The organism is Novosphingobium sp. Gsoil 351 (assembly GCF_009707465.1).
Lineage (GTDB): Bacteria > Pseudomonadota > Alphaproteobacteria > Sphingomonadales > Sphingomonadaceae > Novosphingobium.
Window position 1 is genome coordinate 2,154,434 of record NZ_CP046120.1, and the last position, 25,852, is coordinate 2,180,285.

The 25,852-nt window shown below is 67.5% G+C and carries 23 protein-coding genes and 1 pseudogene; 13 read left to right on the forward strand and 11 right to left on the reverse strand.

Annotated features, from left to right (window positions below):
• Nucleotides 1–85: 85 nt before the first annotated feature.
• The 4 genes and pseudogenes from GKE62_RS10445 to GKE62_RS10460 form a co-directional block, all read right to left on the reverse strand.
• Nucleotides 86–613, reverse strand: a complete 528-nt coding sequence (locus tag GKE62_RS10445; protein WP_154692190.1) for a CarD family transcriptional regulator — start codon at nt 611–613, stop codon at nt 86–88.
• A gap of 276 nt (nt 614–889) precedes the next feature.
• Complete coding sequence (gene fdxA, locus GKE62_RS10450; protein ID WP_154692191.1) at nt 890–1,228, reverse strand: ferredoxin FdxA; 339 nt, start codon at nt 1,226–1,228, stop codon at nt 890–892.
• A complete protein-coding gene (locus GKE62_RS10455) occupies nt 1,225–1,560 on the reverse strand; it encodes an RNA-binding S4 domain-containing protein (RefSeq protein ID WP_154692192.1) in 336 nt (111 codons plus the stop codon). The genes fdxA and GKE62_RS10455 overlap by 4 nt, the downstream gene beginning before the upstream one ends.
• Nucleotides 1,545–4,086 (reverse strand): annotated as a pseudogene (locus GKE62_RS10460) (helicase-related protein). The gene GKE62_RS10455 and the pseudogene GKE62_RS10460 overlap by 16 nt, the downstream one beginning before the upstream one ends.
• A 213-nt stretch (nt 4,087–4,299) precedes the next feature.
• Between GKE62_RS10460 and GKE62_RS10465 the strand changes: the two are divergent.
• Genes GKE62_RS10465 through GKE62_RS10490 form a run of 6 tightly spaced genes read left to right on the forward strand, consistent with a single transcriptional unit; the run spans nt 4,300 to nt 10,836 of the window.
• Nucleotides 4,300–5,946 (forward strand): M23 family metallopeptidase, encoded by a 1,647-nt coding sequence (locus tag GKE62_RS10465; protein WP_230206627.1) that lies wholly within the window; start codon nt 4,300–4,302, stop codon nt 5,944–5,946.
• Between the two features lie 47 nt (nt 5,947–5,993).
• Entirely contained in the window at nt 5,994–6,986 is a 993-nt protein-coding gene (gene hemB, locus GKE62_RS10470; RefSeq protein WP_154692193.1) for a porphobilinogen synthase, read from the forward strand.
• Complete coding sequence (locus GKE62_RS10475; RefSeq protein ID WP_154692194.1) at nt 6,983–7,519, forward strand: GNAT family N-acetyltransferase; 537 nt, start codon at nt 6,983–6,985, stop codon at nt 7,517–7,519. Before hemB ends, GKE62_RS10475 begins: the two co-directional genes overlap by 4 nt.
• A 1-nt stretch (nt 7,520) precedes the next feature.
• Nucleotides 7,521–8,054, forward strand: coding sequence for a GNAT family N-acetyltransferase (locus GKE62_RS10480; RefSeq protein ID WP_154692195.1), 534 nt, complete (start codon nt 7,521–7,523; stop codon nt 8,052–8,054).
• Nucleotides 8,051–10,267: a fused MFS/spermidine synthase gene (locus GKE62_RS10485; protein WP_154692196.1), complete on the forward strand. Its 2,217-nt coding sequence runs from the start codon at nt 8,051–8,053 to the stop codon at nt 10,265–10,267. Before GKE62_RS10480 ends, GKE62_RS10485 begins: the two co-directional genes overlap by 4 nt.
• 2 nt (nt 10,268–10,269) lie before the next feature.
• Complete coding sequence (locus tag GKE62_RS10490) at nt 10,270–10,836, forward strand: gamma carbonic anhydrase family protein (protein WP_154692197.1); 567 nt, start codon at nt 10,270–10,272, stop codon at nt 10,834–10,836.
• Here the strand turns inward: GKE62_RS10490 and GKE62_RS10495 are convergent.
• Genes GKE62_RS10495 through GKE62_RS10505 form a run of 3 tightly spaced genes read right to left on the reverse strand, consistent with a single transcriptional unit; the run spans nt 10,823 to nt 14,005 of the window.
• Entirely contained in the window at nt 10,823–11,335 is a 513-nt protein-coding gene (locus tag GKE62_RS10495; protein WP_195908338.1) for a DUF1993 domain-containing protein, read from the reverse strand. The two genes, GKE62_RS10490 and GKE62_RS10495, sit on opposite strands and share 14 nt — an antisense overlap.
• A gap of 42 nt (nt 11,336–11,377) precedes the next feature.
• The gene (locus GKE62_RS10500; RefSeq protein ID WP_154692199.1) at nt 11,378–13,000 is read right to left on the reverse strand and encodes a cisplatin damage response ATP-dependent DNA ligase; all 1,623 of its coding nucleotides are present in this window, start codon (nt 12,998–13,000) and stop codon (nt 11,378–11,380) included.
• Complete coding sequence (locus GKE62_RS10505; protein ID WP_154692200.1) at nt 13,001–14,005, reverse strand: ligase-associated DNA damage response exonuclease; 1,005 nt, start codon at nt 14,003–14,005, stop codon at nt 13,001–13,003.
• A gap of 175 nt (nt 14,006–14,180) precedes the next feature.
• Here GKE62_RS10505 and GKE62_RS10510 point away from each other — a divergent pair, with 175 nt between their 5' ends.
• Nucleotides 14,181–14,762, forward strand: a complete 582-nt coding sequence (locus GKE62_RS10510) for an EF-hand domain-containing protein (protein WP_195908339.1) — start codon at nt 14,181–14,183, stop codon at nt 14,760–14,762.
• Nucleotide 14,763: 1 nt separating this feature from the next.
• On the opposite strand, the gene clpA is transcribed toward GKE62_RS10510, so the two are convergent.
• Both clpA and GKE62_RS10520 read right to left on the reverse strand, forming a co-directional pair.
• Nucleotides 14,764–17,136 carry an ATP-dependent Clp protease ATP-binding subunit ClpA gene (gene clpA, locus GKE62_RS10515; RefSeq protein ID WP_154692202.1) on the reverse strand — a complete coding sequence of 791 codons (2,373 nt, stop codon included), beginning with the start codon at nt 17,134–17,136 and terminating at the stop codon, nt 14,764–14,766.
• A 172-nt stretch (nt 17,137–17,308) separates the two neighbouring features.
• Entirely contained in the window at nt 17,309–17,515 is a 207-nt protein-coding gene (locus GKE62_RS10520; RefSeq protein ID WP_154692203.1) for a DUF1192 domain-containing protein, read from the reverse strand.
• Between the two features lie 95 nt (nt 17,516–17,610).
• Here GKE62_RS10520 and GKE62_RS10525 point away from each other — a divergent pair, with 95 nt between their 5' ends.
• The 4 genes from GKE62_RS10525 to GKE62_RS10540 all read left to right on the forward strand — a co-directional run bounded on the left by GKE62_RS10525 (nt 17,611) and on the right by GKE62_RS10540 (nt 21,990).
• Nucleotides 17,611–18,609 (forward strand): NAD(P)H-quinone oxidoreductase, encoded by a 999-nt coding sequence (locus GKE62_RS10525; protein WP_154692204.1) that lies wholly within the window; start codon nt 17,611–17,613, stop codon nt 18,607–18,609.
• A 1-nt stretch (nt 18,610) separates the two neighbouring features.
• Nucleotides 18,611–19,228 (forward strand): glutathione S-transferase family protein, encoded by a 618-nt coding sequence (locus GKE62_RS10530; protein ID WP_154692205.1) that lies wholly within the window; start codon nt 18,611–18,613, stop codon nt 19,226–19,228.
• A gap of 134 nt (nt 19,229–19,362) precedes the next feature.
• On the forward strand, nt 19,363–20,064 hold the full coding sequence (locus tag GKE62_RS10535) for a DUF1013 domain-containing protein (RefSeq protein WP_230206628.1): 702 nt from the start codon (nt 19,363–19,365) through the stop codon (nt 20,062–20,064).
• Nucleotides 20,065–20,328: 264 nt separating this feature from the next.
• Nucleotides 20,329–21,990 carry an AMP-binding protein gene (locus GKE62_RS10540; protein WP_230206629.1) on the forward strand — a complete coding sequence of 554 codons (1,662 nt, stop codon included), beginning with the start codon at nt 20,329–20,331 and terminating at the stop codon, nt 21,988–21,990.
• A 13-nt stretch (nt 21,991–22,003) separates the two neighbouring features.
• Here GKE62_RS10540 and GKE62_RS10545 read toward each other — a convergent pair whose 3' ends face one another.
• Together GKE62_RS10545 and GKE62_RS10550 are read right to left on the reverse strand one after the other, a co-directional pair.
• Nucleotides 22,004–22,393 (reverse strand): polymer-forming cytoskeletal protein, encoded by a 390-nt coding sequence (locus GKE62_RS10545; RefSeq protein ID WP_230206630.1) that lies wholly within the window; start codon nt 22,391–22,393, stop codon nt 22,004–22,006.
• 4 nt (nt 22,394–22,397) lie between these two features.
• Nucleotides 22,398–23,522 (reverse strand): M23 family metallopeptidase, encoded by a 1,125-nt coding sequence (locus tag GKE62_RS10550; protein WP_230206631.1) that lies wholly within the window; start codon nt 23,520–23,522, stop codon nt 22,398–22,400.
• A 255-nt stretch (nt 23,523–23,777) separates the two neighbouring features.
• Between GKE62_RS10550 and GKE62_RS10555 the strand changes: the two genes are divergently transcribed.
• Both GKE62_RS10555 and GKE62_RS10560 read left to right on the forward strand, forming a co-directional pair.
• Nucleotides 23,778–25,079, forward strand: coding sequence for a glutamate-5-semialdehyde dehydrogenase (locus tag GKE62_RS10555; protein WP_154692208.1), 1,302 nt, complete (start codon nt 23,778–23,780; stop codon nt 25,077–25,079).
• Between the two features lie 24 nt (nt 25,080–25,103).
• The gene (locus GKE62_RS10560; RefSeq protein WP_305080852.1) at nt 25,104–25,850 is read left to right on the forward strand and encodes an aldo/keto reductase; all 747 of its coding nucleotides are present in this window, start codon (nt 25,104–25,106) and stop codon (nt 25,848–25,850) included.
• The last annotated feature ends 2 nt before the right edge of the window (nt 25,851–25,852 follow it).

A 25,852-nucleotide genomic window follows, 5' to 3' on the forward strand; every position in this document is an offset into this window, starting at 1 on the left:
GTCGCGACCTGGCGTTGGCGCGCGCCCCACAAACCAAAAGGGCCGCCGGTTTCCCGACGGCCCCTTCGTTCACTTGCTCAACCGATCAGGCGCTTTCGGCGTAGTACTTCGGCGCGTGCTCGTTGAGGATCGCGAGAATCTTCTTGAGCGCGGTCGGCTCGTCGGTCTTCTCCATCGCCGCCAGCTCGCGGGCCAAGCGAGACGAGGCGGCTTCGAAAATCTGCCGCTCGGAATAGCTCTGCTCGGGCTGGTCGTCGGCGCGGAACAGATCGCGGGTCACTTCGGCAATCGACACGAGATCGCCCGAGTTGATCTTGGCTTCGTATTCCTGCGCGCGGCGCGACCACATCGTGCGCTTGACCCGCGGCTTGCCGGTCAGCGTCTCGAGCGCTTCCTTGAGCGTCTTGTCGCTCGACAGCTTGCGCATGCCGATCGCTTCGACCTTGTTGACCGGAACGCGCAGCGTCATGCGCTCTTTCTCGAATCGCAGCACATAGAGCTCGAGCTGCATGCCCGCGATTTCCTCGCGCTGCAGCTCGACCACGCGGCCGACCCCGTGCTTGGGATAGACGACGTAGTCGCCGACGTCGAAGGCGAGCGCCTTGGTGGCCATGTCATGTCCTTTCATCGCGGCGGGAGACGCGGACTCGGCGAAACGACGGTGCAGGTCCGGGTGGCGAAAGCCGCGGCCTGCCCATGGCCGCACGCCCGGTCGGTGCGCGCATCGATCGGTTGAGCTGGTTTCCTGCCTTGTCAGATCTGCGGATCGCGCGGTCCCGAAGGGGTCGAGTCCGCCGCTTGTCCGATTATATAACCCATCCGCAACAAAATTTCCACCCCCGCATGCCAATGCGCACAAATACGGGGTTTCGGAGGGTCCGGCGGGGTATCAGTCGCCCTCGCCAGGGTCGGCCGAGAAGTACTTGTCGAACTTGCCCTCTTCGCCCTTGTGCTCGTCGGCATCGTCGGGTGAAGGCTTCTTGACCGTGATGTTCGGCCATTCGGCGGAGAACTTGGTGTTGAGCTCGAGCCACTTCTCGAGTCCGCTCTCGGTATCGGGCAGGATCGCCTCGGCCGGGCATTCGGGCTCGCACACTCCGCAGTCGATGCACTCGCTGGGGTTGATGACGAGCATGTTGTCGCCCTCGTAGAAGCAGTCGACCGGGCAGACCTCGACGCAGTCCATGTACTTGCACTTGATGCACGATTCGGTGACGACGTAGGTCATGGCGGCGGTTCCCCCGATGTTTGGGCCGTTTGGCCGGGTGCTATGGCGAATGGGGCAAGGGCGTCAAGCGTCCGGTAGCAAGCCTGCGCTTCGGGCGCGGGACCACGGCGCTGCGGCAGCGTCACGATTTCGACGATCCGGACCCGCTCGGCGGGCAGGGTCAGCACGTCACCGGCACGGATGGCTTGCGCGCTGCGCTCCACGCGGCGGCCGTTGAGGCGGATATGCCCGGTGGCGATGCGGGCCTGCGCGGCCACGCGGGTCGGGGCCAGACGCAGGAACCACAGCAGCTTGTCGAGCCGCAGCGTCGCGTCGCTCATCCCGCCGCCCATGCGGTAAGCGCGGCGAAGGCGTCGCGCGGGGGCCGGGCGACCGGGTGCGACGATACGGGGTGGCGGCGGCGCGGCGGCCGCCACTGCCACAAAGGCGGCGCGGGCGGGCCGGACTGCCCGGCGCCGAGCGCGCGCGGCGCGCGGACATCGAACCCGGCAAGGCGCAGCAGTCGGGCGTATCCCGCGGTCGACAGTCCCATAGACACCGCCACCGCCGGATCGAGCGCATAGCGCCGTCGTGGTGCGGCGACGCGCCTGGCGTGGGCGGCGCGCAGCAGCTTTTCCGCCAGATCGACGCGTAGCGCTTCGCCGCCGAGCGAGCGGTAACCGAGCGGCGGCCTGGGGGCCCGGAGCACCGGTGGAAACGTTTCGGGCGCAGCGGGCGGGGTCAGGCCGCCGATCCGCGCCAAGGCGGTCCACAGCGCCAGCGGCCCAGGCCTGAGCAGGGCGGGGTGGTGAATGTCGAGCGCACCGATCTCGCAGGCCGAGCGCGCGGAGGCGTTCGCGTTGCGGCGCGTCGAGCGCGTCGAGTGCAGCGTCGCGCGGCATGATCGCGCACGATTCGACCAGCCGCAGCGCCAACGCACGCAGCGCCGGACCCGATTCGGGATCGCGCGCGACGCCTTCGAGCGCGACCAGCGGGGCGAGCAGGCTGGTGACCCGCCCGGTCAACGCCCGCTCGAGCGCCCCGGCCACCTCGGCGCGCATCTGTGGGGTGAGCCGCGACACCGACGGATCAAGCACGATTCGTGGCGCCAGCAAGCTGCGGCCGCGCTCGAGCCGCGCGACGGTTTCCCCGCCCCACGCCAGGGTACCATCGGCTGCGATCGTCACCGCCGCGGCATCCAGAACCATCGCCCGCGCGCGATCGGCGAGCAGTTCGGGAAGATGGCGCTCGGCCGCGGCGAGCAGCAGCTTGCGATCGCCCGCGCGCGCCGCCGGATCGACCTGAAAGCGGAATCCCGACAGTTTGCCGATCGCCTCGTCGTCGACGGTCACCGCGCCGGTTTCGTCGACGCCTACCGGGAGCAGCGCGGCGTCGGGCCCCAGCTTGCGCATCAGCACGGTGGTACGGCGGTTGACGAAGCGTTCGGTCAGCCGGGCGTGGAGCGCGTCGGACAGGCGCGCTTCGGCGGCGCGGGCGCGCGCCGCCATTTCGTCGCGCTCCATCACCCAGTCGGGACGCTGGGCGATGTAGGCCCAGCTGCGAATCGCCGCGATGCGCTGCTGGAGCGTGTCGATGTCGCCCCCGGTGTGATCGAGCTGGGCGATCGCCTGCGCGACATAGTCGCCGCCGATGTGCCCGTTACCGACCGACAGGTCCTGCCACAGCCGCGCCACGAAGCGCGCGTGCTGGTCCCCGCCGAGCTTGCGGAAATCGGGCAGCGAGCACGCCGCCCAGAACCGCCTGACCAGCGCTGCGCCGCGAATCGTCCGCGCGACTTCCGGATCCTCGGCGAGAAACTTGAGCGTGGCCAGATCGATCGCCTGGGGCGCGGGGGCCAGCGCGGGGTTGTCCGGGGGCGCTTTGAGATCGCCGATCAGCGTGGCCAGCGAATCGAACCGCGGCTCGGCCTCGCGCCAGTACAGCCGGGTCAGCGGGGCAAAACGATGTTCCTCGATCGCATAGACTTCTTCCGGGGTGAACTCGGGCGACGAATCCCCCGCTCCGGACAGCGTCCCGAAGGTGCCGTCGCGCTGGTGGCGTCCGGCGCGGCCCGCGATCTGGGCCATCTCGGCGGGGGTCAGGCGGCGCTGGCGGTGCCCGTCGAACTTGCTGAGACCGGCGAACGCGACATGGCCGATGTCGAGGTTGAGCCCCATCCCGATCGCGTCGGTGGCGACGATGTAATCGACCTCGCCCGACTGGAACAATTCGACCTGGGCGTTGCGGGTCTGCGGGCTGAGCGCGCCCATCACCACCGCCGCCCCGCCGCGGAACCGGCGCAGCATTTCGGCCACTGCATAGACCTGTTCGGCCGAGAACGCGACGATCGCGCTGCGTGGGGGTATCCGGCTGAGCTTGCGCGCGCCCGTATGGCTCAGCGTCGAGAACCGCGGGCGGGTGACGATCTCGGCGTCGGGCAACAGGGTGCGCACCAGCGGCGCGAGCGTCGCCGAACCCAGCAGCATCGTCTCCTCGCGCCCGCGGGTGTGGAGCAGGCGGTCGGTGAAGATGTGCCCGCGCTCGGGATCGGCCCCGATCTGCGCCTCGTCGAGCGCCACGAACGCGAGGTCGGGCCGGCTCGGCATGGCTTCGGCGGTGCACAGCAGCCAGCGCGCGTCCTTGGGCTCGATTCGCTCCTCGCCGGTGATCAGCGCGACCCGGCCATCACCCTTGAGCGCGCGGACCTTGTCGTAGACCTCGCGCGCCAGCAGCCGCAGGGGAAAGCCGATCGCCCCGCTCGAGTGCGCGATCATCCGCTCGATCGCGAGATGGGTCTTGCCGGTGTTGGTCGGGCCAAGCACGGCCTTGACGGTGGAGTCGCCGGGTCGCGGGCGATCTGGGGATGGCCGGGCGGTCATCGTGCAGCGAATGTGGCAGCAGCGGCCGCGCGGTTCAAGGTGGCGCGGCTCGGCTTTCAACCGCCACGTCCCATCGCAGGCGAACCCGGCAAAACGCCGATTTAAGTCGAGTTTAACCCTAAGCGCGCACATAAGCGCGCGACGGAGTGGGATCCGGCGCACGGGAAGCGCGGGCTGCGACAGCCCGCCACGCCGGATGAAGGGGGCGCAGGTTTGTTCAGATCGCGCGAACAGTTGGCAGGCCGCTTCGGCACGCGCGAGGCGTTCGCCCCCGCGCATGCCGCGCCCGCCGCGCTGTCGTTCGCCCAGGCGATCCCGGTCCCACCGGCCCGGCCCGAGCCGCTCAGGCTGCGCCGGGGGCGGCGCAAGGACTGGCGGCAGATCGCCCACGAGCTGCGCTACGATCACCTGCCCGCGCTCCGCGATATCGATTGGGTGCCCGATCTGGCGCTCGATATCGGCAGCGGACGCTGGCTGCGAGGGATGGCGACGATGGCCGGGCTGGCGGCCACCGCGCTCCTGTTCTGGCCGAGCTTCGACGCGGTCGAGGCCGCGCCGACGACGCGCGTCGATGCCCGTACGCGCGACGAGTTCCGCAGCCAGATGATCATGCCGCTCGCGCTGGGCGGGGACAGCGGGCGGCGGATGGGCGCGACTGCGGCGGTGATCGCGCTTGCGAATGCGCCCGAGCGTCCGACCATCCAGCTCGTCGCCACGCTCGGCCAGGGCGACAGCTTCGGGCGGATGCTCCAGCGCGCGGGCGTGGGCAGCGGCGACGCCGCGCGGATCGAGAGCATGGTCGCCGCCGCGGTGCCGCTGTCCGAGATCGCCGCGGGCACGCGCTTCGACCTGACCCTGGGGCGGCGGACGTCCGCCACGCAGCCGCGCCCGCTCGACGACCTGAACTTTCGCGCCCGCTTCGATCTCGATCTCGCGGTCGAGCGGCGGGGCGGCGAGTTGGCCTTGATCCGCAAACCGATCCGGGTCGACGACACCCCGCTGCGGATTCGCGGAATCGTCGGATCCAGCCTCTATCGCTCGGCGCGCGCCGCCGGGGCGCCGGTCAAGGCGATCCAGGAGTACTTGCGCACGCTCGATACCCACATGAACCTCGAGATGGACCTCGCACCTTCCGACGAGTTCGACATCGTCGTCCGCTACAAGCGCGCCGGATCGGGCGAAAGCGAGGTCGGCGACCTTATGTACGCCGGGGTCACCCGCGACGGCAAACCGCGCGCGCAATTGCTCAAATGGGGCAATGACGGTCAGTTCTACGAAGCTTCCGGGGTCGGCCAGACCAACCAGGTTCGAATGGGCATGACCGCGCCGGTGTTCGGACGGATCACCTCGGGCTTCGGGCTACGCCGCCATCCGATCCTCGGCTACACCCGGATGCACGCCGGCATCGATTTCGCCGCCGCCTACGGCTCGCCGATCTACGCGACCAGCGACGGACTGGTGACTTATGCCGGGTGGCACGGCGGGCACGGCAACTTCGTCCGGCTCGACGCGGGCGGCGGTCTGGGCACCGGTTACGGCCACATGAGCCGGATCGCGGTGGCGCCGGGAATGCGCGTCCGCCGCGGCCAGGTGATCGGCTATGTCGGTTCGACCGGTCTCTCGACCGGGGCGCATCTGCACTACGAGATGTATCGCAACGGGGTGCCGGTCAATCCGGGGTCGGTGCAGTTCGTGACGACGACCTCGGCGCTGAGCGGCGCCGATCTGGCCGCGTTCAAGGCAAGGCTCGCGGTGCTGCGAGATCTGCGCCCCGGCGCCGCGCTCGGGCCGCTGTCGGGCCCTGCCGCGGCTGCTCCGCACCGCGAGATCGATCGCCTGAGCACCGCTGCCGCGCGCTAAGGCGCGGTCGCTTTTCACGCCGCGGGTTTTGCGGCACAAGCGCCCCGATGACCGCCAGCTATCCCGCGCTGCGCCTGCGCCGCACCCGTGCCTCGTCGTGGAGCCGGGCGCTCCACCGCGAGACCTTGCTTACCCCCGCCGACCTGATCTGGCCGCTGTTCGTGACCGAGGGTCGCGGGATCGAGGAGCCGATCGCATCGCTGCCCGGCGTCTCGCGCTGGTCGTGCGACGGAATCGCCGCGCGCGCCAGGGAAGCCGTCGCGCTTGGCATCCCGGTGCTCGCGCTGTTTCCCAACACGCCGCATGGCCTGCGCAGCGACACCGGCGGCGAGGCGCTCAATCCCGACAACCTGATGTGCCAGGCGATCCGGACCATCCGCGATGCCGTGGGCGACTCCATCGGCGTGCTGACCGATGTCGCGCTCGATCCCTACACCAGCCACGGCCAGGACGGGCTGGTCGACGCCGCTGGATATGTATCGAACGATGATACCGTGGCAGTGCTGGTCGGGCAAAGCCTCAACCAGGCCGCGGCCGGAGCGGACATCGTCGCCCCGTCGGACATGATGGACGGCCGGGTCGGCGCGATTCGCGCCGCGCTCGAGCGCGAGGGTTATCCCAATGTCCAGATCATGAGCTACGCCGCCAAGTATGCGAGCGCATTCTACGGCCCGTTCCGCGACGCGGTGGGTTCGCGCGGCCTGCTCAAGGGCGACAAGAAGACCTACCAGATGGATTCGGGCAACGCCGAGGAAGCCTTGCGCGAGGTCGCGCTCGATCTCGCCGAGGGCGCCGACAGCGTGATGGTCAAGCCGGGGCTGCCCTATCTCGACATCGTCCGGCGCGTGAAGGAACGCTTCGACGTTCCCGTCTTCGCCTACCAGGTGAGCGGCGAATACGCGATGATCGAGGCCGCGGCGGCGGCCGGCGCGGGCGATCGCGACGCGCTGGTGCTGGAAACGCTGCTGGCGTTCAAGCGCGCTGGGTGTTCGGGGGTGCTGACTTATCACGCGGCCCACGCCGCGCGGCTGCTCGGATGATCGAGACCGCGCGGCTTCTGCTGCGTCCGCCATCCGCGAACGATCTCGACTGGGTGCTCGAGAACATGAACACCGCGGCGGTGATGCGCCACCTCGGCGGTGTCCGCCTCGCCGACACGGTCGCCGAGCGGTTCGCATCGGACATCGCCGACTTCGCCGAAACGGGAAGCGGTCGCTGGATCCTGTGGCTGCGCGTAGAGGAGCGCCGGATCGGCAGGTGCGGCCTGTTTCGAATGTCCAGCGAAGCCGCGCCGGAAGCCTTACGCGGCCAGCATGAGATCGGCTGGACGCTGGCCGAACCGTATTGGGGGCAGGGCTATGCCAGCGAGGCCGCGCGCGCGGTGCTCGACTTTGGTTTCGAAGCGCTCGGTTACCCCGTGATCTATGCCCAAACCAGCGCTTCCAACGCGGGATCGACGCGGCTTATGGAGCGGCTCGGCCTCGAACGACGCCCCGATCTTGACTATGTCGATCCCGACTATCCCGCGGCAGACAACCCGACGACTGTCTATTGCGCGTGGCCGGGTGCCTAGCATGAGCGAGTTCCGTCTCGTCACCGATCGCCTGATCCTGAGGTCCTGGCGCGAAGCCGATCGGGACCCGTTCTTCGCGCTCAACCGCGATCCCGCGGTGATGGAGTTCCTTCCCGAAACCGACCGCGCGGCGAGCAACGATGCGGTCGACCGGATGCAGGCCGCGCAAGCCGCTCATGGCCATTGCTTCTGGGCGGTCGAGCGCCAGGGCGACGGTGCGTTCCTGGGTTTTTGCGGCCCGATGCCCGCGCGCGAACCCCTCAACGAGGTCGAACTCGGCTGGCGGCTTTGCCGCGCCGCCTGGGGCCAGGGCTACGCCAGCGAAGCCGCGCGCGCCAGCCTCGCGTGGTGCTGGGCCAACCTCGCCACGCCGACGGTCATGGCGATCACCGTTCCAGCCAACGTCCGCAGCCGCGCGGTGATGGAGCGGATCGGCATGACCGAGGTCGAGGGCGGCGATTTCGATCATCCGCATGTACCCGAAGGCGATCCGTTGCGCCGCCACGTTCTCTACCGAATCGCTCGTCCGGCATGACGTCACCGATCGCGCCCGCCGTCCGCCGCCCGCTTTTCGTGGCGACGGTGCTGACCGGCAGCTTCCTGCTGTTCGTGGTCCAGCCGATGGTTGCGCGGCTGGCCCTGCCCCGGCTCGGCGGTGCGCCCAACGTGTGGAACAGCGCGATGCTGGTCTATCAGGCCTTGCTGCTGGGCGGGTATGCCTACGCACACCTGCTTTCGCGGTTGCCGGTGGCGCGCCAGGCCACCATCCACCTGGTGTTGCTCGCGCTGGCGGCGATCACGCTGCCGATCCATCTGGCCGACCTCGCACCCCCTGCTCCGGGGCGCGAAGCTTTGTGGGTGCCAGCGCTGTTCGGGCTGTCGATCGGGCCGGTCTTCTTCCTCGTGTCGGCGCAGGCCCCGCTGATGCAGCGCTGGTTCTCGGCCAACCCCAACGCGGGCCAGCCATGGGCGCTCTACGCCGCGTCGAATCTCGGAAGCTTCGCTGGCCTGATCGCCTATCCACTGGTGTTCGAGCCGCTGCTGGGCGTCCATGTCCAGGCTTGGGCATGGAGCGCGGGCTATGCTGCGCTAGTAGTGCTGATCGGGCTGTGCGCATGGGCGCGGTGGGGCCTCCGCGCTGCACCCGCCGAAACGCTGGACGAGGCGGCCGAGCCGATTCCCGCGCGACGCATCGTCCAGTGGCTGGTGCTCGCCGCGGTGCCATCGGGGCTGATGCTTTCCACCACCACCCACCTCACCACCGACGTCTTCGCGATGCCGCTGCTGTGGGTGATCCCGCTGGGTCTCTATCTGCTAAGCTTCGTTCCCGCCTTCGCCGACCGGCGCCCCTTCGCGGGCGCGGTGACCCGCGTCACCCCGCTGCTGATTCTGCTCGCCGGCGGGTTCGCGATGACCGCGCGCGGGACCGGATCGCTGTCGCTGGCCCTTGCCGGGGTGGTGCTGCTGTTTGCCGTTGCGGTCACCCTCCACGCGCGGCTGTACGACTTGCGCCCGCCTGCGAACCGCCTGACACTGTTCTATCTGACGATGTCCGCAGGCGGCGCGCTGGGGGGGCTGTTCACCGCCTTGCTCGCGCCGCTGTGGTTCGACTGGGTGTGGGAACACCCGCTGCTGGTGCTCGGCGCCGCGTTCCTAGTGCCGATGCGTCCGTTGCTCGGGTGGATGCGGATGGACGGTGTAACCCGCTCGATGGCGCTCTACGTGATCACCGCGCTCCTGCTGCTCGCGGCCTTGCTCGGCTGGGTGTTGCTGGGCGTGGACCCCAGCCTGTCGCCGTATCTGGCACTATTGCTGACGCTGGCGATCGCCTTCTGCGGCGTGCTCGTGCTTGGCGAGCGTCTTGCCTTCGTCTCGATCCTGACGATCCTGATGTACGCCCACGGGGGGCTCGAAACGCTGCGCCAATCGTATGAAGGCGCACGCACCCGCAGCTACTTCGGCGTCTATACCGTGCGCGACTATCCCAGCGAGCACCAGCGCGTGCTGTCCCACGGCACCACCTTGCACGGGCTCCAGTTCACCGATGAGCGGCGGCGGATCCCGACGACCTACTACGGGCGCAGTTCGGGGATCGGCATCGCGATGAGCCGGGTCCCGCAGCTCTATGGTCCCGCCGCCCGCGTGGGCGTGATCGGGCTGGGCACGGGCACGCTGGCGTGCTGGCACGTTCCGGGTCAGCACTGGACTTTCTTCGAGATCGACGACGCGGTGCTCGACCTGTCGCGGCGCGGGCGCTTCACCTACCTGCGTGACTGCGCGCCGGACGCCACGGTCCGGATCGGCGATGCCCGGCTGGAAATGGCCAAGCTGCCCGCGCAAAGCTTCGACGCGATCGCAGTCGATGCGTTCTCATCCGATGCGATCCCCCTGCACCTACTCACCGCCGAGGCGTTGGGCGTGTACGAGCGCGCGCTCTCGCCCGGCGGGCTGTTGATGATTCACATCTCCAACCGCTATTTCGAACTGGAGCCGCAGCTCTCGGCGGCGTTGGGCGTGGCCGGCTGGCACGCCCGGGTGTTGACCGATCAGCCGCGCCGCGACAGCGTGCTATCCGGTTCGGTGTGGGTGGCCGCGACCCGCGATCCCGCCCGGCTCGCGCGGGTTACCGCGGGCAGGACGGACTGGAAGCCGCTGCTCGACGGTCCAGGCACGCGGCCTTGGACCGACGAGCATGCGTCGATTCTGGGCGCGGTGCGCTGGCGCAATGTTTTGGGTAAGGTGTTGTAACCATGAGCGAACCGCGGATTCATGACGTCACGATCCTGCCGATTCACGGCAAGTCGCCGCGGATCGACCCGACCGCCTGGATCGCCCCCGGCTGCCGGATCATCGGCGACGTGACGATCGGGCCGGGGTCGAGCGTATGGTACAACTGCGTCCTGCGCGCCGACGTCAGCCGGATAGTGATCGGGGCGCGCACCAACGTGCAGGACGGCAGCGTACTCCACTGCGATCCCCCCCGCCCCGGCGATCCGGACGGCTCACCCCTGCTCATCGGCGACGACGTGCTGATCGGGCATATGGCTATGGTCCACGGCTGCGTACTCGAAGACCGCGCCTTCGTCGGGCTCGGAGCGATTGTGATGAACAAGGCGCGCATCGGCGGCGATGCGATGCTGGCGGCGGGCGCGATGCTGACCGAGGGGAAGTCGATCGCGCCGCGCCAACTGTGGGGCGGCCGCCCGGCGCGGTTCATGCGCGATCTCGACGACGCCGCGATCGCGGGCATGCGAATGGGCGTCGCGCATTATGCCGAGAACGCAAGGGCGCACGCCGCGGCGATCAGACTGGTGTAGGCGCCTTCGCGTAGCGCAGCATGTAAGGCAGGAAATCGGCTTTCCCGATGGCCAGCCCTTTCGCACGCAGGATCGCATAGGCGGTCACGACGTGAAAGTAGAGCTGCGCCAGCGCCCAGTCGCGGACGTATTCGTCGGCCCGCATTGCGAATGTCATGCCGTTGGGCAGCGATAGCTCAATCGTCGCGTCAAGTGCGGCGAAGCTGGCATCGGGCTGCGTCTTGAGCGCGGCGCGCACCTTTGCGATGCGGTCGCGTGCGGCGGCGAGCGTCGTGTCATCATCGTCGGGCAGTGCAAAAGTGCTGTCGGTGGTTCGCTTGAGCGCCGCGGAAATCTGGTCGCAGGCGATACGGACCTGTGCCGCAAGCGGGAACATGTCGGGCGCCAACTTCTCCGCCAGAAGCGCGTCTCCGCCGTGTTCCACCGCCTTGCCGAGAAGATGATCGAGCGTTGCGAGCACGTTCTCCGCGGCGGGCTTGAGCTGATGGGCAATGGTCATGACAGATCTCTCCAGTTGCATTTTGCAACTGATAGCGTGGGGTCAGTCCCGGATCAATGCCTTGAGCGAGTGCATCCGATCTGCCTCATGGGCTGGTTTGTCGGTGCGAATGCGGTTGATCCGGGGAAAGCGCATCGCCACCCCCGATTTGTGGCGCTTGCTGGCGTGGACCGAATCGAACGCGACCTCGAAGACCAGGCTCTTGTCGGTCTCGCGCACCGGGCCGAAGCGGGCGACGGTATGGGTGCGGACGTGGCGGTCGAGGAACTTGAGCTCCTCGTCGGTGAATCCGAAATAGGCTTTGCCCACCGGAAGCAACTCGGCGCCTTCGTCGGGGTCGCCGTCCCAGCAGCCGAATGTGTAGTCCGAATAGAAGCTGCTGCGCTTGCCGCTGCCGCGCTGGGCGTACATCAGCACGCAATCGACCAGCAGCGGATCGCGCTTCCACTTGAACCACAGCCCGGTCTTGCGCCCGGTGACGTAAGCCGAATTGCGCCGCTTGAGCATGACCCCTTCGATCGCCTCGTCGCGCGCACGCTCGCGGATCGCTGCAAGATCGGCGAGCGATTGTGCGGAGATGACTTCGGATAGGTCGAAGCGAGCAGGATCCAGCCGCGGCATAAAGGCTTCGAGCTCGGCGCGGCGCTGTTCCCACGAGAGCGCGCGCAAATCCTCGTCCTCACGGATCAACAGGTCGTACAGGCGAACGAAGGCGGGGTATTCGGCGAGCATCCTTTTCGACACCACCTTGCGCCCCAGCCGTTGCTGGAGCGCGTTGAAGCTGGCCGCGCCACCGGCTTCGCCGCCTTGATGACTGCCCCGAACGAGCAGCTCCCCGTCGAGCACTGCGGGGATGACGAGCGCGGCTGCGATTTCGGGGAAAGTCGCGGATATGTCGTCGCCGCTGCGCGAATAGACGCGCGTTTCACCTCCCAGATCGTTGGCCACATTGACGATCTGAACGCGGATCCCGTCCCATTTCCATTCAGCCGCATAGTTCGGAAAGTCGCTTTCCATCGCAGCCATCGCCGGGCCCTCTAGCGGGTGCGCGAGCATGAACGGACGGAACAGCGGAACCTGGCCCGTGTCGGGTGCGGGCGCGCCCTCGGCCGCCCAGGCGAACAGCTCGGCATAGGGCGGGAACTGGCCGTGCCAGTATTCTTCGACATCGTCGATCGAGACCGCGAACGCCTGAGCGAACGCGACTTTGGCAAGCCGCGCCGAAATCCCGATCCGCATCGCCCCGGTCGCCAGCTTCAGCAGCGCATAGCGGCCGTTGGCGTCGAGCCGGTCGAGCAGCGCGGCCAGCTCGGCCGGCGCGGTCGCGCGGGTCATCTGCTGGAGCGCATGGACGGCTTGCGAAACGGTGGGCGGCGGTGGGACTTCGCCGGGCGGTTCGGGCCACAACAGGCTGGCGGTCTCGGCGGTATCGCCGACGAAGTCGCGGCTCAGCGAGAACAGCACCGGATCGACGCGCTCCATCAACAAGTTACGGATCGTCGAGCCCTTGACCGCTGGGAAATCGAGCCCATCGGTCAAGGCGGCCAGCGCCCAGCCACGATCCGGGTCGGGAGTGACGCGCAGATAGCCGGCGATCAGCGCCAGCTTGGCGTTGCGGCTGCGGGTATAGACCAGCGCGTCGACCAGAGCGGCGAAGGCCTTCACCTAATCATCCTCGTCCTCGTAGCCCACTAGCGCCAGCGCGCGGCCTTTGCGCTGGTGGAGCTGGCACCAGCGCAAAAGCGCCTCCTCGCGGCCGTGGGTGATCCAGCTTTCGGCGGGGTTCACCTCCTCGATCGTGCGGGTGAGTTCGTCCCAGTCGGCGTGGTCGGAAATCACCAGCGGCAGCTCGACGTTACGCTGGCGCGCGCGCTGGCGCACGCGCATCCAGCCGCTGGCCATCGCGGTGATCGGATCGGGTAAGCGGCGGCTCCAGCGGTCGTTGAGCGCGGATGGCGGAGCCATCACGATCTGCCCGGAAAGCGCGCCTTTGGGCGCATCCGCCATCAGCCGCAGGTCGCCTAGTTCGACCCCGTGCTCCTCGTAGAGCCGGCACATCCGCTCGAGCGCGCCGTGCAGCCAGATCGGCTCGGCGTACCCCGCCAGGCGCAGCTCGGCGATCACGCGCTGCGCCTTGCCCAGCGCATAGGCGCCCACAAGCACGCAACGCTCGGGGTTGTCCGCGCGCGCCTTTAGAAGCTTGGCGATCTCCTCCGCGATCGGCGGGTGGCGGAACACCGGCAGCCCGAAGGTCGCCTCGGTGATGAACACGTCGCACGGAGTCACCTGGAACGGCGGACAGGTCGGGTCGGGACGGCGCTTGTAGTCGCCGGTGACAATCACCCGCTCGCCCGCGTGCTCGAGCAGGATCTGCGCGGAGCCGAGGACGTGGCCCGCAGGGAGGTAGGTCGCATCGACCCCGCCGCGCAGGCGGATAGTCTCGCCATAGGCGACCGGCGTCGCGCCGGCGTCGGTCGCGTAGCGCAACTTCATGATGGCCAGCGTTTCCAGGGTGGCGACGGTCCGTTCGTGGCCGCCGCGGGCGTGATCGGCGTGGCCATGGGTGACCAGCGCCAGCCCGGCATGGCGCGCCGGATCTATCCAGGCATCGGCGGGGACGACGTGGATGCCGTGCGGCTCGGGCCGGATCCACGCGAAGGGGGCGGTCATCGCCGGTTCAATGGGCAAGCGTTACGGATCGTTCCCTCCGGTTGTCTCGACAGGTTCGCAAAAGGATTGGCACGTTGCAACCAAAGGCAAACCCGCTAGGTTCGCGACGCCACTGGTGGACGGCGATGGACCGAACCGGGATCCGGCCGGAACCGTGGCTGCTAAAGGGATGACGATGCGCAAGGTTTGGAACGGGGCGGCAAAAGCCGGCCGTTGGACACTCGCCATAGGCGTTTGCGGCCTCGCGCTCGTTGGCTGCGATCGCAAGGAAACCGGGCCCGAAGCCCAGGACACCGTCGCCACGGCCCCGGCCACCGCCACGCCCGTCCCGCCCGTCACCGCCGACCCCGCCGCAACCAAACCGCTACTCAGCTTCGCCGGGATGGATACCGACGACAACGGCCTCGTCACCTCGGCCGAGAATGCCAAGGCGTCGCAGACGATCTTCCAGGCCATGGACCTCGACAAGGACGGCGCGGTCACGCTTCCCGAAATGGACGCCGCCCGCGATGCGATCGGCGAGCGGCCCGAGTTTTCTTCCGAAAAACTGATCGAATCCGCCGATGCCGATCACGACGGCAAGCTGACTCTGGGCGAATGGGTCGCGGCATCGAACGCGCGCTTCGCAAGGTTCGATGCGAACAAGGATGATTCGCTCAGTCTGCCCGAATGGCAGGCGGGAATTGCCGCGGAGATGCCGCACGATGCTGCATCCGCCACCTTGGCCGGTTCCAAGAGCGGCCCGAGCAAGCGCTAACTTACTCGCCGCCGTCCTCGCTGGGTTCGGCGCTCGGCTCGGGCGTCGCAGTTTTCTTGGCCTTGCTGGGGCGCTTCTTGACCAACTTGGGCGGGGCCGGGGTCAGCTCGAACGAAAGCGCGTTGTCCTTCAGGCTGACGTGGACCTCGCCGCCGTGGGCGAGCTTGCCGAACAACAGTTCTTCGGCGAGCGGCTGCTTGACCTTCTCCTGGATCAGCCGCGCCATCGGCCGCGCGCCGTAAAGCTTGTCGTAGCCGCGCTTCGACAGCCACTCGCGCGCCTCGCTGTCGAACTGGATGTGGACGTTCTGCTCGGCCAGTTGGAGTTCCAGCTGGAGGATGAACTTGTCGACCACCCGGCTGACCACGCCCGTCGGCAGGTAGGCGAACGGGACGATCGCATCGAGCCGGTTGCGGAACTCGGGCGCGAACATCTTCTTCACCGCCTCGTCGCCCGCGTCCTCCTTGGAAACGTCGCCGAAGCCGATGCCCTGGCGCGCCATGTCGCTGGCCCCGGCGTTGGTGGTCATGATCAGCACGACGTTGCGGAAATCGACGGTCTTGCCGTGGTGATCGGTTAGCCGACCGTTATCCATCACCTGAAGCAGGATGTTGAAAAGGTCCGGATGGGCCTTCTCAATCTCGTCGAGCAACAGCACGCAGTGCGGCTGCTGGTCGACCGCGTCGGTCAACAGGCCGCCTTGGTCGAACCCGACATAGCCCGGAGGCGCGCCGATCAAGCGGCTGATCGAATGCCGCTCCATGTATTCGGACATGTCGAAGCGCTGCATCGGGATGCCCATGATGCTGGCGAGCTGCTTGGCGACCTCAGTCTTGCCGACGCCGGTGGGGCCGCTGAACAGAAACGAGCCGATCGGCTTGTCCGGATCGCGCAAGCCCGCGCGGCTCAGCTTCATCGCGGTGGCGAGAAGCTGGATCGCCTGATCCTGCCCGAAGACGACGCGCTTGAGATCGCGGTCGAGGTGTTCCAATACCTTTTTGTCGTCCGAACTCACAGATTTTGGCGGAATCCGGGCCATCGTCGCGATGACCGCCTCGATCTCCTTGGCGGTGATCGTTTTCTTGCGCTTGCCTGGCGGCACCAGCATTTGCATCGCCCCGACCTCGTCGATCACGTCGATCGCCTTGTCGGGCAGCTTGCGGTCGTTAATGTAGCGCGCCGACAGCTCGACCGCGACCTTGATCGCTTCGGGAGTGTACTTGACCTTATGGTGGTCTTCGAACGCGGTGCGCAGGCCGCGCAGGATCTTGATCGTGTCCTCGATCGTCGGCTCGTTGACGTCAATCTTCTGAAACCGGCGGAGCAACGCCCGGTCCTTTTCGAAGTGATTGCGGAATTCCTTGTAGGTGGTCGACCCGATGCAGCGGATCGTTCCGCCCGAAAGTGCAGGCTTGAGCAGGTTCGAAGCGTCCATCGCCCCGCCGCTGGTCGCGCCGGCGCCGATCACGGTATGGATCTCGTCGATGAAAAGCACCGCGTGCGGCAATTTCTCGAGTTCGGAGACGACCTGCTTGAGGCGCTCCTCGAAGTCGCCGCGATAGCGCGTGCCCGCCAGCAGTGCGCCCATGTCGAGGCTGTAGATCACCGCCTCGGTCAGCACCTCGGGCACCTCTCCCTCGACGATCTTGCGCGCCAGACCTTCGGCGATAGCGGTCTTGCCGACGCCGGGATCGCCGACATAGAGCGGGTTGTTCTTGGACCGGCGGCAGAGGATCTGGATCGTCCGGTCGACCTCGGGCCCGCGCCCGATCAGCGGATCGATCTTGCCCGCGAGCGCCTTCTCGTTGAGATTGACGGTGAACTGGTCGAGCGCTGAATCCTTCTTGGTCGATGCCTTGCCGTCACCGCCCTTTTCCTCGGCCTGAGGGGTTTCGCTTTCCGCACCCTTGGGCGATTTGGCCTCGATCTGGCGGCCGCCCTTGCCGATCCCGTGGCTGATGTAGCTGACCGCGTCGAGGCGGCTCATGTCCTGCTGCTGCAGGAAATAGACTGCGTAGCTGTCGCGTTCGGAAAACAGTGCGACCAGCACGTTGGCCCCGGTTACGGTGTCCTTGCCGCTCGACTGGACGTGGAGGATCGCGCGCTGAATAACTCGCTGAAACCCGGCGGTGGGCGCGGGATCGGCCTTGTCGCTGGTCTTGAGCGATTCGTATTCCTGATCGAGATACTGCTTCACCACGTCGCCCAGGTCGCCCAGATCGACCCCGCATGCGGTCATTACCTGGCTCGCGTCGGCATCGTCGATCAGCGCGAGCAGCAAGTGCTCGAGCGTGGCGTATTCGTGGCTGCGGTCGGACGCATTGCCGAGCGCGGCATGTAGGGTCTTTTCAAGCGACTGGGCGAAACTGGGCATCGCGGTACTTTCCGGCTCGCGCCTCAACGACCTCTTCAGCAGAGGTATGAAGAATTACGGTTAACGAAAGCTTGCGCAAGTCCGGTCGTGGCGATGTCCGGCATGGCGAGCATTGAGGATGAAACGAAGATATGGGAAGACCGCACCACGTTGCAAAGGGCGGCCCGCCAGATCACGGCGTGGCGGGCCTGGCGAACAGCGCATCGGCCGCTACGCGATGCGCCTTGGCCTTGTCGCGGTGGGCGACGATCCGCACCACCTCGGCCTCGCACAGTTGAATTCGCTCGTTGAGTTCATCGACCGAATAGCTGTCGAGCGCTTCGCCCGCCAGCTTGCTCGCGGCATCGCCTCGGGGACGGGGCAGGTCGTCGGGATCCATTGCGATGCAGCATCCCCCCCTAACCCCGCTTGCTGTCAACCGGGCGCGGGGCTAGGCAGCGGCGACTGTGGCATCCAGGGCACAGGGGGGATGAAATGGCCGAGGTTCCCGCGACCATGACTGCGATCGGGTTTGCCGAACCCGGCCCCCCAGAGGTGCTGCGGCCCGAAACGATCGATGTGCCGATCCCTGGTCCCGACCAAGTGCTGATCCGCGTGGCTTATGCCGGGGTCAACCGCCCAGACGTGATCCAGCGCCAGGGCTTCTATCCCGCCCCTCCCGGAGCTTCGCCGATCCCTGGGTTGGAAATCGCCGGCCAGATCGTCTCGGCAGGGCCGGGGGTGGTCATGCCGATGGTCGGAACCCAAGTCTGCGCACTGGTGTCGGGCGGGGGCTACGCCGAATACTGCCTGGCCCATGCCGGGCATTGCCTGCCGGTTCTGGAAGGCATGCCGCTGGACCAGGCCGCGGCGCTCCCCGAAACGCTGTTCACCGTCTGGCACAACGTGTTCGAGCGCGGCTTTGCCCGCGATGGCGAAACGGTCCTCGTTCACGGCGGGACCAGCGGGATCGGCTCGATGGCGATCATGCTCGGCCGCGCGTTCGGGCTGACCGTGCTGGTAACCTGTGGCGGCCCGGACAAGTGCGCCGCCGCGCGAGAGATCGGCGCGGCGCTGGCGATCGACTACAAGGCTGAGGATTTCGTCGAGGCGGTCAAGGGCTTCACCAAGGGCAAGGGGGTCGACCTGGTGCTCGACATGGTCGCGGGCGAATACGTGGCCCGCAACCTCAAGTGCCTGGCCGACGACGGCCGCCACGTGACCATCGCGGTTCAGGGTGGGGTTCGGGCTGAGCTCAACATGGCTGACATCATGCGCCGGCGCCTGATGCTCACCGGCTCGACGCTGCGCCCGCGCCCCGATGCGTTCAAGGCGGCGCTGACGAACGAAATCCTCGAACACGCCTGGCCGCTGATCGCCGACGGCACGATCCGCCCGGTGATGGACCAGACGTTCGCGCTGGCCGACGCGGCCCAGGCGCATGCGCGGATGGAAGCGGGCGAGCATATCGGGAAAATCGTACTGAAGGTGTGAGATGAGCGACCTGATCCTTCACCAGGACCCGCGCAGCGGCAATTGCTACAAGATCGCGCTGACCGCGGCGCTGCTCGGCATTCCGCTGACGATCCGCGACTACGACATCATGAAGGGGGAAACGCGGACACCCGATTTTCTCGCCGACGTGAACGGCAACGGGCGAATTCCGGTGCTCCAGATCGGCGACAAGTTCCTGCCCGAAAGCAACGCCGCGTGCTGGTATCTGGCCCAGGGCTCGCCGCTCGTCCCGGACGACCGCTTCCAGCAGGCCGATGTGCTGCGCTGGATGTTCTTCGAACAGTACAATCACGAACCCAACGTCGCCACGCTGCGCTTCTGGTTGCGCTTCATCGGCCAGGACAAGCTGAGCGACGCGCAGCAGGCGCAGATTCCGGCCAAGCGCGCCGCGGGCGATGCCGCGCTCAAGCTGATGGACGGGCATCTGGCACGAAACGACTGGTTCGTCGGCGAGGGCGCGACTTTGGCGGACATCGCGTTGTTCGCCTACACGCACGTCTGCGAGCAGGGCAGCTTCGCGCTCGACGATTATCCCGCCGTGCGCCGCTGGCTGGCGCGGATGGCTGCGCAGCCCGGTTTCGTGGCGATGGAGCAATAGCGCGCAAACGCTTGCCCAGAAGCGACGCTTGGCCTACATCGCGCCCCGACGGCCGCTCCGGAAAGGGGCGGCCACATCTGTTTTTGGCGTGCCCGCCACCTATCTTTTTGGCCTACCCGTACGGGAGAATTTACGTGACCCAGGTTACCCCGCTGATGCCCCACGCGACGGCATCGTGGCTCGTCGACAGCACCGGCCTGACCTTTGAGCAGATCGCCGAATTCTGTGGGCTGCACATTCTCGAGGTCCAGGCCATGGCCGACGATCTGGCCGGCGCCAAGTACACCGGGCGCGATCCGGTCCACTCCGGCGAACTGACCAACGAGGAGATCGAACGCGGTCAGGCCGATCCCGATTATCGCCTGAAGATGCAGAAGGCGCCGGTCCAGGTCACCCGCACCAAGGGTCCGCGCTATACCCCGGTGTCGAAGCGTCAGGACAAGCCCGACGGCATCGCCTGGATCATCCGCAACCATCCCGAGATTTCGGACGCCCAAATCGGCAAGCTGATCGGCACCACCCGCAACACCATTTCGGCGATCCGCGAGCGGAGCCACTGGAACATCTCGAACATCAACGCCAAGGACCCCGTCACCCTGGGCCTGTGCTCGCAGCGCGAGCTCGACGGCATCGTTGCCAAGGCCGCCAAGAAGGCTGGCATCGCCGAGGACGATGCCGCCCGCGACGCCCGCCTCGGCGACGATCGCGAGGCGTTGATCGAGGAGCTGCGCGCCGAGCGTGATGCCAACGCCAAGGTCGCGGCCGAGGCGGCGCACGAGGCCGAGGCCGCCGCCTGGCTCGAAGCCCGTCGCGCCGAGGGGGTCAGCGACAGCTGAGCTCGCTGCTTCGCGCGGCGGTAAACTCCCGCGGCGGTTGGGGTTGCCTACGCAGTTCCTCTGCTGGACTTCCTTAACCAGCGTCCGCTATCCAGTCGTCAAATAGTCCCATGACGGGTCGCAGTGGCGCGACCGCGGCAAACCGCGGCGCGTGAACAAGCTTGGCGAGGCGGGGGTCCGGGGGGGCCGTTTCGCGCGCGGGCAAAGGGAACAATGGACGCAGACCCCTCCGGGTCCGCTCCGGTCTCTGCGAGTGCGGAGTCGGTGCGTGACGGCTTGGCGCGATATGCCGCGCGGGGGCTGGCGTACGCTCCGCTCAGCCTTCCCGACATGTTCTTCGCCAGCGCCGCTGCCGAGCCTGCGGCAGCGCTAGTCGACTTTCTAGGCAGACGCTTCAGCTACGCCCAGATCGCCGCCCAAGCGCGCGCGCTCGCGGCAGGGCTGCAGGTGCGGGGGATCGGCAAGGGTGACCGGGTCGGACTGTTCCTGCCCAACATCCCGCTGTATCTCTCGGCCTATTATGGCGTGCTGGCGACCGGGGCGAGCGTGGTCAACTACCCGCCGGTGTGGAACGCTGCGCAGCTTGCGCGCGCATTGGCGGAAACCACGCCGAAGCTGGTGATCACCGTCGATGTTCGGGCGCTGCTCGACGAGGTGACGGCCGCGCGGAGCGCGGCACCGTTCCCCGAGCTGGCGGTCGGGCGGCTGGCCGCCATGCTGCCTCCGCTCAAAGCCTCAATGCTGGCGCTTTCGGGCCGTGGCGGACAAATCCGCGGACCCAGGACGATCCCGCTCGCGCAACTGCTTGCCGCGGAAGAGCCGCAACCGGTTGCGATCGATCCGCTGCACGATCTTGCCGTGATCCAGTATTCCAGCGGAACCACAACCGGATTGCCACGCGCGGTGCGGCTGAGCCACCAGAACCTGACTGCGAACGCCCGTCAGCTCGAGGCGATCGATCCCTGGCACGGCGGCCATGCGACGATGATCGGCGTGCTCCCCCTGGCCACGACGTTCGGTAATTCGGCGGTGCTCAACCGGACCGTGTTCGATCGCGGCTGCATCGCGCTGCTTCCCCGGTTCGTCCCGCGCGAGGTCCTGCACACGATCAAACGCACCCGGGCCGGCGCGATGCCCGGCATCCCCACGATGTTTCAGGCTTTGCTCGACGATCCCGGGCTGGCCAAGGCCGATCTCACATCGCTGCGGGTATGCATTTCCGGGGGAGCGCCGCTGTCCGCTCCGCTCAAGCGCAAGTTCGAAGCCGCCTCGGGCGCGACCGTGGTCGAAGGCTATGGCCTGACCGAGGCTGCGGGGGTGGTTGCGGTCAATCCACTCGACTCCGCCCAGCGGCCGGGGTCGGCCGGCAAGGCCCTGCCCGGCACGCGCTGGACCCTGCTCGATCGCGCCGACCCGTCGCGTCCGGCGCCGGCGGGAGAGCCCGGCGAACTCGCCGTGGCCGGGCCGCAGGTCATGCTCGGCTACTGGAACGATCCCGCCGCGCAGGCCGAGGTGTTCAGCGGCGACTGGCTGCGCACCGGCGATTACGCGACGGCCGACGCCGATGGCTATCTGACCATAATAGATCGCCTGTCCGACGCCATCGCCAGCGCCGGAACGACGATCTTCCCCAGCCGCATCGAAGAAGTCCTCCTCACCCACGAACTGGTCCGCGAAGCGGTGGTGATCGGCATTCCCGACGCGTTTCGCGGGGAAAGCCCGAAGGCGTTCGTCACGCTATCAGGCGAAAGCTTCGAAACCGGCGAATCGCTGCGCAACTGGCTCAACGGACGTTTGCCCGCGAACAAGCGGGTGCTCGCAGTGGAAGTGCGCAGCAGCCTGCCCCGGGTTCCGGTGGGCAAACTCGATCGCACGGCGTTACGGCTGGAAGAGGCTGAGCGCGCCCGGGCGTTCAAGGCCCGATGACGCGATCAAGAATTTAGTTCACCAGGCTGATCAGCACGCCTTCGTCGCTGCTCTCGGCATTTCGGGCCGAATGGTGCGCAAATCGTCCGTCGACCTCGGCGCCCTGTTCGATGGTCAGCGCGTCGTAGCTGACGTCGCCGAGGATCCGCGCCGATTTCAGGATCGTCAGGTGGCCCGCGTCGATCGAGCCGCGCACGGTTCCGGCCAGCCTCGCCGATTGTGCGCAGATCGCGCCGGTGATCTCGCTGCCCTCGCCCTGGACCAACGTCTGGCAGACGATGTCGCCCTCGATTCGGCCATCGACGTGGAGATCGGCGCTGGCCGTGACATCGCCGGTGATGGCGATGTCGGGTCCGAACACTGAAAAGGTCGAGCCTGACCCCGAATTCCGCCCCCCGGCCACCAATTCAGCTCCGTGAGGCCAAGGCGCGGCCTCCTGCTTTCGCGAAAACATTCTGGTTCCCCTCCAAGAATGGGCGCGGATTGACCGCCTGATCGTTGATCCGTACTTCGAAATGGAGGTGCGGCCCCGTCGAACGCCCGCTGCTGCCGATCGCCCCGATGGTGTCGCCGGCGCCGACCACTTGGCCGATACGCGCACGGAATGCGGACATGTGGGCATAGCGCGTCACCACGCCGTTGCCGTGGGTGATTTCGAGGCAGTTGCCATAGCCTTGGCGAATGCCGGCGAAGCTGACGGTGCCCTTGGCGGCGGCATAGATCGGCGCGCCGATCGGGCCGCGAAAGTCGAGCCCGGCGTGAAACGCGGGGGCGTCGGTGAACGGATCGCGGCGATAGCCGAAGCCGGAGGAGATGTATTCGAGGCTGGCGGGCAGATTGTGCGGCACCGCGGCCAGGCCGTCTTGCAGCGCGCCCATTCGCGCCAGGCTGAGCCCGAGTCGCTGGAACCGCGTATCGAGATCGTTGGCGGCGCCGAGCAGCGGGCCGCCCTGCGCGCTGCGGTCGTTCATCTTCGCCAGCATCAGGCGCGGGTTGAGCCCGAGGCGACGGATCGACGCCTCGGCGCCCGCCGCGCGGCTGTCGGCGAGGCGAGTAAGCTGCTCGGCGAAGGCGAGTTGACGCTGTTCGATCACGGCAAGCCCGGAGGCGCTGGGAAAGGACGCGGAGATCCTGGCGGCGGGCTTGGCGGTCTCGACGGGGCGCTCGGAAGCGGTATCGCCAGCGGCCGGCGCCGGCAGGTCGCCCAATTCGCTCTTGACCACTTGTTCGATGAACGCCTGGCGGCGCTCGAGATCGGCAGCGAGGTGATCGATGTCCTTGCGATACGCGGATACGCGGGTTTCCGCGCTGGTGACCTTGGCCTCGCGCTCGAGCAGCGCACTGCGCTGGCCGGTCGACGCAAACTGCACCGCGATAATCGCGATCATCATCGCCAGCCAGGCGAGCACGATGATGCCGCCAATCGCTGCAGCCGCGATCTGGACGCGCGACGAAACCCTGATGAAACGCACCTGACCCTGCGATCGCATGAAGAATTCGCGATCGGGGAACCAGGAGCGCAGACGGGTCATCCACCCGTCGCGATCCAGCGTTTGCAAAGTTGCGACCCACCCTTTGTTTTGCGTCGGACGGCCACTGACACCTGTGAAAGCGCAAGTCGAATCGCCGCGGTCGGACTCGGGGCGAGCCGGGCGAGTCGCGCGACAAGACGACTCCTCGCCTACAAATTTTTAGCAAACTTCGGGAACCGTGAGGCGCAAAGAGCGTTGGCGCGCTTCTTCCCAATCCGGTGTGACAACGTCCGCGCCCGGTGGTAGCGGCGCGCTATGGCCACCACTGCGATAAAGCCCGCCGAATCGGCGATTGAAGTTGCCACCGGAACCGTCGGCGAAAGCGTTCGTGCGCTGGCGCTTGCCGGGCGGCTGGCGCAGCAGCAGCTAGCGAGGCTGCCCAGCGCGGTGCGCGCCGCCGCGTTGCGCTCTGCGGCAAAAGCCTTGCACCAGGCGGCGCCCGAAATCCTCGCTGCAAACGCCGCCGACATGGCTGCCGCCCGCGTCGCCGGGCTGTCGGCGGCTATGCTCGACCGCCTGTTGCTCGATGGCCCGCGGCTAGCCGCCATGGCCGATGCGGTTGCCGCAATCGCCGACTTGCCCGATCCGGCCGGCGAGATCATCGACCGCCGCGAGCGGCCGAACGGGCTGGTGCTCGAACGCGTGCGCATTCCGGTTGGACTGATCGGGATCGTCTATGAAAGCCGCCCCAACGTTACCGCCGATGCCGCTGCGCTGTGCGTTCGTTCGGGCAACGCGGTGCTCCTGCGCGGAGGTAGCGAGGCGGTCCGTTCGAACCGCGCGATTCATGCCGCATTCGTTTCCGGGCTGGCCACGCAAGGCGTGTCTGCCGCAGCCGTCCAATTGATCCCGACGCAGGATCGCGCCGCCGTCGGCGCGATGCTGACCGCCGCCGGGCTGATCGACATGGTTATCCCGCGTGGCGGCCGAAGCCTGGTCGAACGAGTCCAGACCGAGGCGCGCGTTCCCGTGCTCGCGCACCTCGACGGGCTTTGCGTGAGCTACATCCACGCTGCCGCCGATCCCGCCAAGGCACGGGCCATCGCGCACAACGCCAAAGTGCGCCGCACCGGCGTTTGCGGAGCGATGGAAACGCTGCTGATCGATGCGACGTTCCCCGATCCCCATGGTCTGGTCGAACCGTTGCTGGCGGACGGTTGCGAATTGCGCGGGGACGCGCGGGCGCGGGCCATCGACCCCCGCATCAAGCCCGCCACCGCCGATGATTTCGACACCGAGCACCTCGACATGATCCTCAACGTCGCGGTGGTCGACGGGCTCGACGAGGCGATGGCGCATATAGATCGGCACGGCTCGCACCACACCGACGCGATCGTCACCGAAGATGCTGAGGCGGCCGAGCGGTTTCTGGCCGAAGTCGATTCGGCCATCGTCATGCACAACGCCTCGAGCCAGTTCGCCGATGGCGGCGAGTTTGGGATGGGCGCGGAAATCGGCATCGCCACCGGGCGGCTCCATGCGCGCGGCCCGGTCGCGCTCGAGGGCCTGACCACTTACAAGTGGCTGGTGCGCGGCACCGGCCAGATCCGCCCCTGATTCCACGCCCGCGAAGGATACGTCATGCGCACCAATCGTCTCGGCAACACCGGCCTGATGGTTTCCGAACTGTGCCTGGGGGCCATGACCTTCGGGACCGAGGCGGGCCGGTTCGGGGCGATCGCCGGCCTCGACCAGGACGCCTCGACCGCACTGGTCAAGCAGGCGATCGACGGCGGGATCAACTTCATCGACACCGCCAACGTCTACACCACCGGCCAGTCGGAGGAGTTCGTCGGCGGGGCGCTCAAGGCGTTGGGGACAAGGCGTTCCGATGTCGTGATCGCGACCAAGGCGATGGGCGCGATGGGGTCAGGGCCGAACGACGCCGGGGTATCCAGATACCACCTCATGCATCAGATCGACGCGAGCCTGAAGCGGCTCGGCACCGATCACGTCGATCTCTATCAGATCCACGGCTGGGATCCGACGACCCCGATGGAAGAAGCGTTGCGCGCGCTCGATGACATGGTTCGTTCGGGCCGGGTGCGTTACATTGGGGTCAGCAACTGGGCGGCCTGGCAAATCGTCAAGGCGCTGGGCATCTCGGCGCGGCTGGGTCTGGAAAGATTCGCCTCGCTCCAGGCCTACTATACCGTCGCTGGACGCGATCTCGAGCGCGAGATCGTGCCGATGCTACGGTCGGAGGGTGTCGGGCTGATGGTCTGGAGTCCGCTGGCCGGCGGATTCCTCTCGGGCAAATACACCCGCGGCGCCGATGACCGCAGCCAGGGCGAGGGTCGCCGCGCGGCGTTCGATTTCCCCCGGTGAAC

Bases quoted from the DNA above. Each gene is read 5' to 3' on its own strand.
- GKE62_RS10455 (WP_154692192.1), bottom strand. From the start codon at position 1,560: ATGGGCGGCGGGATGAGCGACGCGACGCTGCGGCTCGACAAGCTGCTG.
- GKE62_RS10555 (WP_154692208.1), top strand. From the start codon at position 23,778: ATGGCCACCACTGCGATAAAGCCCGCCGAATCGGCGATTGAAGTTGCC.
- GKE62_RS10480 (WP_154692195.1), top strand. From the start codon at position 7,521: ATGAGCGAGTTCCGTCTCGTCACCGATCGCCTGATCCTGAGGTCCTGG.
- GKE62_RS10485 (WP_154692196.1), top strand. From the start codon at position 8,051: ATGACGTCACCGATCGCGCCCGCCGTCCGCCGCCCGCTTTTCGTGGCG.
- GKE62_RS10530 (WP_154692205.1), top strand. From the start codon at position 18,611: ATGAGCGACCTGATCCTTCACCAGGACCCGCGCAGCGGCAATTGCTAC.
- GKE62_RS10505 (WP_154692200.1), bottom strand. From the start codon at position 14,005: ATGACCGCCCCCTTCGCGTGGATCCGGCCCGAGCCGCACGGCATCCAC.
- GKE62_RS10495 (WP_195908338.1), bottom strand. From the start codon at position 11,335: ATGACCATTGCCCATCAGCTCAAGCCCGCCGCGGAGAACGTGCTCGCA.
- fdxA (WP_154692191.1), bottom strand. From the start codon at position 1,228: ATGACCTACGTCGTCACCGAATCGTGCATCAAGTGCAAGTACATGGAC.
- GKE62_RS10510 (WP_195908339.1), top strand. From the start codon at position 14,181: ATGCGCAAGGTTTGGAACGGGGCGGCAAAAGCCGGCCGTTGGACACTC.
- GKE62_RS10560 (WP_305080852.1), top strand. From the start codon at position 25,104: ATGCGCACCAATCGTCTCGGCAACACCGGCCTGATGGTTTCCGAACTG.
- GKE62_RS10525 (WP_154692204.1), top strand. From the start codon at position 17,611: ATGGCCGAGGTTCCCGCGACCATGACTGCGATCGGGTTTGCCGAACCC.
- GKE62_RS10550 (WP_230206631.1), bottom strand. From the start codon at position 23,522: ATGACCCGTCTGCGCTCCTGGTTCCCCGATCGCGAATTCTTCATGCGA.
- GKE62_RS10520 (WP_154692203.1), bottom strand. From the start codon at position 17,515: ATGGATCCCGACGACCTGCCCCGTCCCCGAGGCGATGCCGCGAGCAAG.
- hemB (WP_154692193.1), top strand. From the start codon at position 5,994: ATGACCGCCAGCTATCCCGCGCTGCGCCTGCGCCGCACCCGTGCCTCG.
- GKE62_RS10475 (WP_154692194.1), top strand. From the start codon at position 6,983: ATGATCGAGACCGCGCGGCTTCTGCTGCGTCCGCCATCCGCGAACGAT.
- GKE62_RS10490 (WP_154692197.1), top strand. From the start codon at position 10,270: ATGAGCGAACCGCGGATTCATGACGTCACGATCCTGCCGATTCACGGC.
- clpA (WP_154692202.1), bottom strand. From the start codon at position 17,136: ATGCCCAGTTTCGCCCAGTCGCTTGAAAAGACCCTACATGCCGCGCTC.
- GKE62_RS10445 (WP_154692190.1), bottom strand. From the start codon at position 613: ATGGCCACCAAGGCGCTCGCCTTCGACGTCGGCGACTACGTCGTCTAT.